Origin of the sequence: Umezawaea sp. Da 62-37 (genome assembly GCF_032460545.1) — a bacterium.
Classification (GTDB): domain Bacteria; phylum Actinomycetota; class Actinomycetes; order Mycobacteriales; family Pseudonocardiaceae; genus Umezawaea.
Genome location: NZ_CP135965.1, coordinates 8377003 through 8390494, shown reverse-complemented (window position 1 = coordinate 8390494; position 13492 = coordinate 8377003). Strand labels below are relative to the sequence as shown.

1 protein-coding gene (cut by a window edge) is annotated in these 13492 nt (G+C 73.3%); it reads right to left on the bottom strand.

Going from position 1 to position 13492, the window contains the following annotated elements; translation table 11 throughout:
- Positions 1–13492, bottom strand: partial view of a type I polyketide synthase gene (locus RM788_RS38720; protein WP_315924538.1) — the 5' portion only. The gene continues 14255 nt to the left of window position 1, outside the view; only the first 13492 of its 27747 coding nucleotides appear in the window; it begins with the start codon at positions 13490–13492; the stop codon falls past the left edge of the window.

Below are 13492 nucleotides of genomic sequence, written 5' to 3'. Positions count from 1 at the left end.
GGTCCCACAGGCCCCAGGCCAGGGACACCGCGGGCAGGCCGAGCGAGTGCCGGTGCGTCGCGAGCGCGTCGAGCACGGTGTTGGCCGCACCGTAGTTCGCCTGCCCCGGCGACCCGAGCACACCCGAGGTCGAGGAGAACAGGGCGAACAGGGCGAGGTCGTCGGTGAGTTCGTGCAGGTGCCACGCGGCGTCGACCTTCGGCGCGAACACCGCGTCGAGGCGTTGGGGCGTCAGCGATTCCAGGACGCCGTCGTCCAGCACACCGGCGGTGTGCACGACGCCGGTCAGCGGGTGGGCGGGGTCGATGGACGCCAGCAGCGCGGCCAGCGCGTCGCGGTCGGCCACATCGCACGCCACGACTTCCACGTGCGCGGCCAGCTCGGCCACCAGTTCGGCGGCGCCGGGTGCGGCGGGACCGCGGCGGGAGGTGAGCAGCAGGCGCTGCACGCCGTGCTCGGTCACCAGGTGGCGGGCCAGCGCCGCGCCGAGGCCACCGGTTCCGCCGGTGATCAGCACGGTGCCGTCGGGGTCGAGCGCGATCGGCTCGGCGGCCGCGGTGGCCCGTGCCAGGCGCGGCACGAGGGCCACGCCGTCGCGCAGGGCGACCTCCGGTTCGCCGGTCGCCAGGATCGCCGGCAGCTCCGCGTGGATCTCGGCGCAGGACTCGGCGTACACCAGCACGATCCGGTCCGGGTGCTCGGCCTGCGCCGACCGCACCAGCCCCGGAACACCCGCCTGGCCGAGGCTCCCGCCGGTCACCAGCACGAGGGTGCCGTCGCCGGTGGCGAGGAACGACTGGATCTCCACCAGCACGTGGCCGGTCACCTCGCGCGTCGTGCCGTCCGGCACGACCAGCACCGTGACGTCGTCCACAGTGGACTCACCCGCGTTCGGGCCGGACACCCACTCGACGCGGAACAGCGAGTCGTCGCCGGTCGTGGCGAACCGCTCACCGGAGATCGGTCGCAGGGCCAGCGACTCGACGTGCGCGACCGGGCTGCCCGCTTCGTCGGCGACGCGCACGGACACCGCGTCGCCGTTGCCGGACGGGGAGATCCGGGCCCGGACGACGGAGGCACCGGCCGCGAAGAGGCTGACACCGTTCCAGGAGAACGGGAGCGCGGCGGACTGCGCGCCGCCGATCCCGATGCCGTGCAGCACCGAGTCCAGCAGCGCCGGGTGCACCCCGAAGCCCGCGGCGGCCTTGTGCTCGGACTCGGGCAGCGCGGCCTCGACGAACACGTCGTCGCCGTCGCGCCACGCGGCCCTGAGACCCTGGAACACCGGCCCGTAGGCGAGTCCGGCGCCTGCCAGGTCCTCGTACACCGAGCCGAGTTCCACCGCGGTCGCGGCGGGCGGCCAGGTCGTGAGGTCGAAGTCGGGCGCTTGCGCCACCTCGGCGAGCACACCGACCGCGTGGGTCGTCCAGTCGCCGCCGTCGGGCTGCGCGGACAACGTGATGGAACGGCGACCGGAGGCGTCGGCGGGGTCGAGGACGATGTGCACGTTGACCGCGCCGCCCTCGGGGAGGATCAGCGGAGCTTGGAGCAGCAACTCCTCCACGTGCCCCGAGCCGACCTCGTCGCCGGTGCGGATGGCCAGTTCGACCAGCGCGGTGCCGGGCACGACGACCGCGCCCGCCACGACGTGGTCACCCAGCCAGCGGTGCGTGCCCACGGCCAGCCTGGTCGTGCCGAGCACACCGCCGTCGGGGGTGCGCAGCACCGCGGCGAGCAGCGGGTGGTCGGCGTCGCCGAGGCCCGCGGACGTCACATCGCCCGCCACACTCTCGCTCTCCAGCCAGAACCGTTCGCGCTGGAACCGGTAGGTGGGCAGGTCGACCCGTCGGGCACCGGTCCCGACGAAGAACGCCGCCCAGTCCACCGACACGCCGCGGCTGTGCGCCGCGCCGACCGCCGCGACCAGGTTTTTGGCCTCGTCGCGGTCCTTGCGCAGTCCGGCGATCAGCACCGCGTCGGTGGCGCTGTCGGCGCCCATCGCCGTGAGCACGCCGTCCGGGCCCAGTTCCAGGAACGTCCGCACGCCCTGCGCTTCCAGGGTCGTGACCGCGTCCGCGAACCGCACCGTGCCGCGCACGTGCCGCACCCAGTACTCCGGGTCCGTGACATCACCCAGCAGCGGGATCTTCGGGGCGTTGAACGTCAACGTCGAGACCACCGCGCGGAACTCGTCCAGCATCGGGTCCATCAACGGCGAGTGGAACGCGTGCGACACGGCCAGCCGCTTGGACTTGCGGTCCGCGAAGTGCGCGACGACCTCGTCGACCGCGGCTTCCGCACCCGCGACGACGACCGAGGTCGGCCCGTTGACCGCCGCGATCGAAACAGTGTTACCAAGTAGTGGCAGCACCTCGTCCTCAGTCGCCTGCAAGGCGACCATCGCGCCACCGGCGGGCAGCGCCTGCATCAGCCGACCACGGGCACCGACCAGCTTCGCCGCGTCTTCCAGTGACAGCACACCGGCCACGTGAGCAGCCGCGATCTCGCCGATCGAGTGCCCGGCCAGGAAGTCCGGCCGCACACCCCACGACTCGACAAGTCGATAGAGAGCCACTTCCAACGCGAACAACGCGGGCTGCGCGAACTCCGTGCGGTCCAGGATCTCCTGATCGTCGATCCGCACGTCCACCAGCGCCGCCACCGCGTCGAACGCCGCGGCGAACACCGGGAACGCGTCGTACAGCCCGCGGCCCATCCCGGCCCGCTGGCTGCCCTGACCGGTGAACAGGAACGCCAGCCGTCCGGCCGACGCCTCGGTGGAATCGCCGGCCGCCAGGGCTTCCAGGCCCCGGCGCAGTTCGTCGTGGTCGGAGACCGCGAGGACGGCCCGGTGCGCGAGGCGCGACCGGCCGGTGGCCAGCGAGAACCCGAGGTCGTTCAGGTCGGAGTCGTTCGCCAGCAGCGCCACGGCCTGTGCCCGCAACGCCTCGGAAGTCTTGGCCGTGAGCACCACCGGCACGACCGGCGGTGCGACCCGCTCACTCGCGGCCACCACGACCGGGGCCTGCTCCAGGATGGCGTGCGCGTTGGTGCCGCTGAACCCGAACGAGGACACGCCGACCCGGCGCACCCGCCCGGTCTCCGGCCACGCGACGGCCTCGGTCGCCAGGTCGACCATCCCGGCGGACCACTCGACCTCGTGCGACGGCTCGTCCACGTGCAGCGTCTTGGGCACGATCCCGTGCCGCATCGCCATGACCGACTTGATCACGGCCGCGACACCGGCCGCCGCCTGCGTGTGACCGATGTTGGACTTGAGCGATCCGAGGAGCAGCGGCGTGATCCGGTCCTGGCCGTAGGTCGCGAGCAGGGCCTGAGCCTCGATCGGGTCGCCCAGCGCCGTGCCCGTGCCGTGCGCCTCGACAACGTCGACGTCCGAAGTGGACAGTCCGGCGTTCGCCAGCGCCTTGCGGATGACCCGTTGCTGCGACGGGCCGTTGGGAGCGGTGAGCCCGTTGGACGCGCCGTCCTGGTTGATCGCGGAACCCCGTACGACAGCAAGGACCTCGTGCCCGTTGCGCCGCGCGTCCGACAGCCGCTCGACGAGCAGCATGCCGACACCCTCGCCCCACGCCGTGCCGTCCGCACCGGCCGCGAACGCCTTGCAGCGGCCATCGGTGGCGAGCCCGCGCTGGCGGGAGAAGTCGATGAACGCGATCGGCGTGGACATGACCGTCACACCACCGGCGAGCGCCAGCGAGCACTCACCCGCCCGCAGCGCCTGCACCGCGAGGTGCAGGGCCACCAGCGAGGACGAGCACGCCGTGTCGACCGTGACGGCCGGGCCCTCCAGCCCGAACGTGTAGGAGATGCGGCCGGAGAACACGCTGGCCGCGTTGCCCGTGCCGACGTGCCCTTCGAGCCCGGTCGGGATGCCCGGCACCAGGTCCAGGTAGTCCTGGCCGTTCGTCCCGGCGAACACACCGACCTGGCTGCCCCGCAGGGAGTCCGGGTCGATGCCCGCGCGTTCGAACGCCTCCCACGACGTCTCCAGCAGCAACCGCTGCTGCGGGTCCATCGCCAGCGCCTCGCGGGGCGAGATCCCGAAGAACGCCGGGTCGAACCTGCTGACGTCGTCCAGGAAAGCGCCCTGGAGCACGTAGGACTTGCCCTCGTGGTCGGGGTCCGGGTCGTAGAGGTTCGCCAGGTCCCAGCCGCGGTCGGTCGGGAAGCCGCCGATGGTGTCGACACCGCCCGCGACCAGGTCCCACAGCTGTTCCGGCGACGCGACCCCGCCGGGGAACCGGCAGGCCATCGCCACGATCGCAATCGGCTCGTCCGCGCGTTGCGCGATGTCGTGCGCTACCAGCGCTTCCGGGCGCGAGCCGACCAGTTCGCCGCGCAGGTGCTCGGCGAGCACGAGCGGCGTCGGGTAGTCGAAGATGAGCGTCGCGGGCAGCCGCAGGCCGGTGACCTTCGCGATCGAGCCGCGCAGTTCCACGGCGGTCAGCGAGTCGAACCCCAGCTCCTTGAACGCCCGCGTCGGCTCGACCGCGTCCACGGTCGCGTGCCCGAGCACGGAGGCGACTTGCGCGCGCACCAGTTCCAGCACTTCGTGGCGTTGCTCGGCCTCGTCCAACGGGGTCAGCTTCGCCACCAGCGCCGACGCGCCGGAGACGGGAGTCTGCGCGAGCGCTTGGCGGACCGCTGGGAGGTCGCGCAGCAGCGGGCTCGGCCGCGCGGAGGTGAACAGCGGCGCGAACCGCTCCCACTCCACGTCCGCGACGGTGACCAGGCCCTCGTCGAGCCCGACCGCCTGCCGCAGCGCGAACACGGCCAGTTCCGGCGCCATCAGCCGGACACCGCGCAGCCTCAGGTGCTCCTCGACCTCGTCCTCGGCGGCCATGCCGCCACCGGCCCAGGCGCCCCAGGCGACCGACAGCGCGGTCAGCCCACGTGCCCGGCGGGACTCGGCGAGACCGTCCAGGTAGGCGTTCGCTGCGGCGTAGGAGGTCTGGCCGCCACTGCCCCACGTGCTGGCGATCGACGAGTAGAGCACGAACGCGTCCAGCTCGCGGTCGCCGAGCAGCTCATCGAGGTTCGCCGCACCGACGACCTTGGCGGCGAGCACCCGGCGGAAGTCGGCCATGTCGTGCTCGGCGAGCGGGGTCAGCGCCTCGATGCCCGCGGTGTGCACGACGGCGTCCGGCGGGTACTCGTCCAGCAGCGCCTTCAAGGCTTCCCGGTCGGCGACGTCGCACGCCTCGACGGAGACGCGGGCGCCCAGCCCGGTCAGCTCGGCCACCAGCTCGGCGGCGCCAGGAGCGTCGACGCCCCGGCGCGAGGTCAGCACCAGGTGCTCGGCGCCCGCACCGGCCAGCCAGCGGGCCACCTGCCCGCCCAGCGCGCCGGTACCGCCGGTGACCAGCACCGTGCCGCGCGGCGACCACTCGGCCCCGACCCCGGCCGGGGCCTGGGCGAGCCGTCGGCCGACCACGCGGGACGCGCGGATCGCGACCTGGTCCTCACCGCCCGCGAGCACCTTGACCAGCCGGTCCAGCGCCTTGGCGTCCAGCTCCGGCGGCAGGTCGACGAGACCGCCCCACCGGTCCGGGTGCTCCAGCGCGGCCGTGCGGCCGAAGCCCCAGACCGCGGTCCGCTCCGGCACCACGACGGCGTCGTCGGGTCCGGTCGACACGGCGGCGCTGGTGGCGCACCACAGGCGCGCGTCGACCCCCGCGTCACCCAGTGCCTGCACCAGGACGGCGGTCTCGATCACGTCGCCCGACAGCGACAGCACACCGTCGAGCGCGCCGACGGCGACCAGCGCCGCGGCCAGCGCGACCCGGTCGGTCGACGCGTCGACCCGCACCAGGTCCAGCCCGCGGGCGGCCAACCCGTCGACCAGCTCGGTCTCGGCGGGACCGACGAGCAGCCAGCGGCCGGTCGCGCGGGTGCCGGACTCCGACACCCGACGCCACTCGACGCGATACCGCCAGGTGTCCACAGTGGACGAACCCTGTCGGGCTCTGCGCCACCTGGCCAGCACCGGCAGTGCCGAGGCGAAGGCCTCCGAGTCCTCCAACGACAGCGAGGAGCCGAGCGCGGTCAGGTCGTGGCTCTCGACAGCGGCCCAGAACTCGGCCTCGTCGCCGTCGACCACCGGCACGTCGTCACCGGTCAGCCAGAACCGCTCGCGCTGGAACGGGTACGTCGGCAGGTCGACCCGCCGCGCCGCGCCGCCGTCGAAGAACACCGACCAGTCGACCGGCACACCGCGGGTGTGCGCGGCGCCGATGGCCTCGACCAGGTGCCGGGTCTCCACCCGGTCGCGGCGCAGCGCGGCGATCAGCTCGGCGTCCACGACGCTGTCCGCGCCCATCGCGGTCAGCACCCCGTCGGGGCCCAGCTCCACGAACGTCCGCACGCCCCGCGTCTCCAGCGTGCGCACCGCGTCGGCGAACCGGACGGTCTCGCGCACGTGCCGCACCCAGTACTCCGGGTCCGTCATCGGTAGTTCGGTGTCCACGGTCGACACGATCGGGATGCGCGACTCGTCGAACACCAGCGTCGAGACGACGGCGCGGAAATCGTCGAGCATCGGCTCCATCAGCGGCGAGTGGAACGCGTGCGACACGGTGAGCCGCTTGGACTCGCGGTCCGGGAACTCCGCCACGACCAGCTCGACGGAGTCCTCGTCACCGGCGATGACGACGGAATTCGGCCCGTTGACCGCGGCGATCGACACGGTGTCGTCCAGCAGCGGGCGGACCTCGTCCTCACTCGCCCGCAGCGCCACCATCGCGCCACCGGACGGAAGTGCCTGCATCAGCTTGCCGCGGGCGCTGACGAGCTTCGCGGCGTCGGCCAGCGACAGCACGCCGGAGACGTGGGCCGCGGCGATCTCGCCGATCGAGTGCCCGGCCAGGAAGTCCGGCCGCACACCCCACGACTCGACCAGCCGGTACAGCGCCACTTCCAGCGCGAACAGCGCTGGTTGGGTGAACTCGGTGCGGTCGAGCACGTCGGGGTCGTCGCCGAACACCACGTCCAGCAGCGGCACGTCGAGCGCGGCGCACACGTCGTCGAACGCGTCCGCGAACACCGGGAACGACCCGTAGAGGTCGCGGCCCATGCCGAGCCGCTGCGAACCCTGTCCGGTGAACAGGAACGCGAGCCGCCCGGTCGTGGCGGGCGTGGACTCGGCGTACGCCAAGGCCTCCAGGCCCTGGCGCAGCTCCTCCTGGTCGGACACCGCGAGCACCGCGCGGTGCTCCAGCAGCGCCCGGCCGGTGGCGAGCGCGTAGCCGAGGTCGGTCGCGTCCGCCAGGTCGTCCAGCAGCGCGGTGGCTTGCGCCCGCAGGGCTTCCGGCGACTTCGCCGACAGCACCACCGGCACCACGACCGGCGTGGGCCGCGACACCGCGGGCTCGTCGGTGATCGGCGCCTGCTCCAGGATCGCGTGGGCGTTGGTGCCGCTGAACCCGAACGACGACACGCCCACGCGGCGCGGCCGGTCGGTCTCGGGCCAGGACACCCGCTCGGTGACCAGGTCGACCGCCCCGGCCGTCCAGTCCACCTGCGGTGAGGGCGAGTCGACGTGCAGCGTCTTGGGCACCACGCCGTGCCGCATCGCCATGACCATCTTGATCACGGCGGCGACTCCGGCGGCGGCCTGCGTGTGGCCGATGTTCGTCTTGACCGAGCCCAGCAGCAGCGGGTGCCGCCGGTCCTGGCCGTAGGTCGCGAGCAACGCCTGCGCCTCGATGGGATCGCCCAGCGCCGTTCCCGTGCCGTGCGCCTCCACGACGTCGACGTCCGAAGAGGACAGTCCGGCGTTGGCCAGCGCCTGGCGGATGACCCGTTGCTGCGACGGACCGTTCGGGGCGGTCAGCCCGTTGGACGCGCCGTCCTGGTTGATCGCACTGCCCCGGACCACTGCGAGCACCTGGTGGCCGTTGCGCTGCGCGTCGGACAAGCGTTCGACGAGCAGCATGCCGACACCCTCGCCCCAGGCGGTGCCGTCGGCACCGGCGGCGAACGCCTTGCAGCGCCCGTTGGGCGCGAGTCCGCGCTGTCGCGAGAAGTCCACGAACGCGGCGGGCGTCGACATGATCGTCACACCACCGGCCAGCGCCAGCGAGCACTCGCCGCCGCGCAGCGCCTGCACCGCGAGGTGCAGTGCCACCAACGACGACGAGCAGGCCGTGTCGACCGTGACCGCGGGGCCTTCGAAGCCGAACGTGTAGGAGATGCGGCCGGACGCGACGCTCGCCGCGTTGCCGGTGCCGAAGTAGCCCTCCAGCTCGGCGGGCAGCGACCGCAGCTGGGTGCCGTAGTCCTGGCCGTTGCTGCCCGCGAACACGCCGACCTGGCCGCCCCGCAGGGAGTCGGGGTCGATGCCCGCGCGCTCGAACACCTCCCACGAGGTCTCCAGCAGCAGCCGCTGCTGCGGGTCCATGGCGAGGGCTTCACGGGGCGAGATGCCGAAGAACGCCGGGTCGAACTCCCCGGCCTCGTAGAGGAACGCGCCTTCGCGGGTGTAGGACTTGCCCGCCGCGTCGGGGTCGGCGTCGTAGAGGTTCGCCAGGTCCCAGCCGCGGTCGGTCGGGAAGCCGCCGACCGTGTCGGTGCCCTCGAACACCAGGTCCCACAGCTGTTCCGGCGACGCGACGCCACCGGGGAAGCGGCAGGCCATCGCCACGATCGCGATCGGCTCGTCCACGCCGGCGGCGGATGTGCCGGTGGCCAGGGCCACTGGCCGTGAGCCGACCAACTCGGAGCGCAGGTGCTCGGCCAGCGCGACCGGCGTCGGGTAGTCGAACACCAGGGTCGCGGGCAGCGCGAGTCCGGTCTCGGCCGCGATCACGCCGCGGAACTCCACGGCGGTCAGCGAGTCGAAGCCCAGCTCCTTGAAGGCCTTGCCCGGCTCGACCGCGTCGCCGGACGAGTGCCCGAGCACCGCGGCGGCGTGCGTGCGCACCAGGTCCAGCACGAGGTTGCGCTGCTCCGGTTCGGCGAGCCCGGCCAGCCGCGCGGGCAGGCCGTTGTCCGCTTCGCCGGGCGCGGCGGCGAGCGCGTCGCGCGCCTGCGGCAGATCGCGCAGCAGCGGGCTGAGCCGCTCGGAGGTGAAGATCGGCACGAACCGCGCCCAGTCCACGTCGGCGACGGTGATCGTGCCCTCGTCGAGCGCGATCGCCTGGCGCAGCGCGGCCATCGCCAGTTCCGGCGCCATCGCGCGGACACCGCGCAGCCGCAGGTGCTCCTCCACGTCCTCGACGGTCGCCATGCCCGCGCCCGCCCAGGCGCCCCAGGCCACCGACAGCGCGGTCAGCCCGCGGGCCCGGCGCGACTCGGCCAGTCCGTCCAGGTAGGCGTTCGCCGCGCCGTACGCGGCCTGTCCGCCACTGCCCCAGGTGCTGGCGATGGAGGAGAACAGCACGAACGCGTCCAGCTCCCGGTCGCCGAGCAGCTCGTCCAGGTTCGCCGCGCCAGCGAACTTCGCCGCGACGACGCTCCGGAACTCGTCTAGGTCCTGCTCGGCCAGCGGCACCAGCGAGTCGACACCGGCGGCGTGCACGACGGCGTCCGGCGGGTACTCCTCCAGCAGCGCCTTCAGCGCGTCCCGGTCGGCCACGTCGCACGCGGCCACCACGACGGGAATCCCCAGTTCCAGCAGCTCTTCGGCACCCGGCGCGTCCAGGCCGCGGCGGGATGTGAGCACCAGCCGTTCGGCACCGGCGCCGGCCAGCCAACGGGCCACCTGGGTGCCGAGCGCGCCCGTGCCACCGGTCACCAGGACCGTGCCGCGCGGCGTCCAGTCGCCGGTGTTCTTCGCGGGCGCCTGGACCAGCCTGCGGCCGAACACGCGGGTGCCGCGGATCGCGACCTGGTCCTCGGTGCCCGCGAGCACGGACACGAGCCGGTCCAGCACCCGGTCGTCGACGACGGCGGGCAGGTCGACCAAGCCGCCCCAGCGTTCGGGGTGCTCCAGCGCGACGACCCGGCCCACGCCCCAGATCTGGGTCAGCGCCGGGTCCACGTCGTCACCGCGACCGGTCGACACGGCACCTCGGGTCGCGCACCACAGCGGCGCGCCGACACCCGCGTCACCGAGTGCCTGCACCAGCACGACGGTCTCGACCACATCGGTGGACAGCGACAGCACGCCGTCGAAGGATCCGGCGGCCGCAAGCGCTTCCGCCAGCGCGGCGCGATCGGTGGACGGCTCGATCCGCACGACGGCGAGCCCGCGCTCGGCGAGCCAGGAGAAGTCCTCGTCCGCGATGACGAGCCAGCGACCGGTGATCCGGCCGGACGACTCCGGCAGCCTGGTCCACGTGACGCGGTGGCGCCAGGAGTCCACAGTGGACGCCTGCGCCCTGCCGCGGCGCCACTTGGCCAGCGTGGGCAGCAGATCGGCAAGGGCCCCGGAGTCGTTCAACGACAGCTCCGAGGCGAGCGAGTCCAGGTCGCCGCGGTCGACCGCGGCCCAGAAGTCGGCTTCGTGCCGGTCGACCGCGGCGGGCGCGGATCCCCCGTCGAGCCAGAAGCCCTCGCGCTGGAACGCGTACGTCGGCAGGTCGACCCGACGGGCGCCGGTCCCGGCGAACAGCCCGCTCCAGTCGACGCGGACGCCGGACACGTGCAGCCCGCCGACCGCCCGCACCAGGCCGGTGGCCTCGGAACGGCCCTTGCGCACCGTCGGGACCAGCTCGGTGCCGGGCGCGGACTCGGCGGCCATGGCGGTGAGCACGGCGTCCGGGCCCAGCTCGACGAACGTGGACACGCCAAGGCCCACCAGGGTGGTGACCGCGTCGGCGAACCGCACGGCCTGGCGCGCGTGCCGCACCCAGTACTCCGGCGAGCACAGCTCTTCGGCGGAGATCACCTTCCCGGTCACCGTGGAGACGATCGGCGTCCGCGGTGGCGAGTACTTCAGGACCTCGGTGATCCAGCTGAACTCCTCCAGCATCGCGTCCATGCGCGGCGAGTGGAACGCGTGCGACACGGTGAGCCGCTTGGACTTCCGGTCGGTGAAGTGGGCGACGATCCGCTCGACGGCGTCCTCGTCACCGGCGACGACAACGGAATCGGGCCCGTTGACCGCGGCGATCGACACGGTGTCGTCCAGCAGCGCGAGAATTTCCTCCTCGGACGCCTGCAACGCGACCATGGCGCCGCCACCGGGCAGCGCCTGCATCAACCGGCCTCGGGCCGCGACGAGCGCGCACGCGTCGTCCAGCGACAGCACGCCCGCGACATGCGCGGCGGCGATCTCGCCGATGGAGTGGCCCGTCAGGTAGTGCGGGCGCACGCCCCACGACTCCAGCGTGCGGAACAGCGCGACCTCGATCGCGAACAGCGCGGGCTGCGTGTACTCGGTGCGGTCCAGCAGGTCCGCGTCGTCGCCGAAGACGACGTCGCGCAGCGGCAGGTCCAGGTGCACGTCGAGGTGGCGGCAGGCGTCGTCGAACGCGGCGGCGAACACCGGGAACGCCTCGTGCAGCTCACGGCCCATGCCCAGCCGCTGCGAACCCTGGCCGGTGAACAGGAAGGCGACCTTGCCGGGTGTCACGGTGCCCGTGAGCACGGCCGGTGACGAGGTCCCGTCGGCGAGCGCGGTGAGCGCCTCGCGGAGTTCCTCGGGGGTCGAGCCGACGACGGCGGCCCGGTGGTCGAACGCGACGCGGGAGGTGGCCAGCGAGAAGCCGACGTCCACTTCGGACAGCTCGGGCCGCTCGCCCAGGTGCCCCAGCAGGTGCCGCGCCTGGTCGGCGAGCGCCTCGGGCGACTTGGCGGACAGCACCCACGGCAGCACGCCGGGGGCGCGGGTCGGGGTCGGGACCTCGACGGTCGCGCCGCGGTACTCCTCGATGATGGTGTGCGCGTTGGTGCCGCTGATGCCGAAGGCGGACACACCGGCGCGGCGCGGTCGATCGCCCGCGGGCCACGGCGTCGCCTCGGTGAGCAGCCGCACGGATCCGGCGGACCAGTCGACGTGCGGCGACGGGCGGTCGACGTGCAGGGTCCGCGGCAGGAGTTCGTTCCGCAGCGCCATGACCATCTTGATGACGCCCGCGACACCGGCGGCGGCCTGGGTGTGGCCGAGGTTGGACTTGAGCGACCCGAGCAGCAGCGGCGTCCCGCGCTCCTGGCCGTAGGTCGCCAGGATGGCCTGGGCCTCGATCGGGTCGCCGAGCACCGTGCCGGTGCCGTGCGCCTCGACCACGTCGACGTCTGCGGTGGTCAGCTCCGCGTCGACCAGCGCCTGGTGGATGACCCGCTGCTGCGCGGGCCCGTTCGGCGCGGTCAGCCCGTTGGAGGCGCCGTCCTGGTTGACCGCGGAGCCGCGGATGAGCGCGAGCACCGGGTGCCCGTTGCGCTCGGCGTCGGAAAGCCTTTCCAGCAGCACCATGCCGACGCCCTCGGACCAGCCGGTCCCGTCGGCGGAGGAGGAGAACGCCTTGCAGCGGCCGTCGGGCGCGAGGCCGCGCTGCCTGCTGAACGCGACGAGCGAGCCGGGACTGGCCATCACGGCCGCGCCGCCCGCGAACGCGAGCGAGGACTCGCCGCGGCGCAGCGTCTGCACGGCCAGGTGCAGGGCGACCAGCGACGCGGAGCAGGCGGTGTCGACGGTGAGGGCGGGACCTTCGAGGCCGAGCGTGTAGGCGATGCGCCCCGAGGCGACGCTGGCCGTGTTGCCGGTCAGCAGCGAACCCTCGTGCCCCTGCGCGTCGGCCAGCCGCGGCCCGTACTCCTGCTGCTCCGCTCCCACGTACACCGCGGTCGCGCTGCCCCGCAGCGTTCCGGGGTCGATCCCGGCCCGTTCCAGCACTTCCCACGACGTCTCCAGCAGCAGCCGCTGCTGGGGGTCCATCGCGATCGCCTCCCGCGGCGAGATCCCGAAGAACGCGGGGTCGAACCGGTCGGCGTCGTGCAGGAACCCGCCTTCGCGGGTGTAGGTCGTGCCCTGGTGCTCGGGATCGGGGTCGTAGAGACCTTCCAGGTCCCAGCCGCGGTTCGTGGGCAGCCCGCTGATCGCGTCACCGCCGTCGGCGACGAAGCGCCACAGGTCCTCCGGCGAGGCGAGGCCGCCGGGGAACCGGCACGCCATCGACACGATCGCGATCGGCTCGTCCGAGGCGGTGTTGGCGCTGGGCGGCAGGATCGGGGCGGCGGACAGCCCCAGCGCCTCCGCGCGCAGGTACCGCGCGACGGCGGCCGGCGTCGGGTAGTCGAACACCAGCGTGATGGGCAGGTGCAGCCCGGTCGCCTCCGTCAGCTTCGCGTGCAGGTCCACCGCGGCGATGGAGTCGAAGCCCAGCTCCAGGAACGGCCGGTCGGCCGCCACCACCTCACCCGCGGCACGGCGCAAGACCGCGGCAGCGGCCCGTCCGACCAGTTCCACCAGCAGCTGTTCCTGCTCCGCCTCGGGCGCCTGCACGAGAAGGCGCCACGACGAGGGCTGTTCCGCCCCGTCGTCGCTGGTGGACGTGGCGGACGTGCTGTGCTCGGACTCGTTCAACAT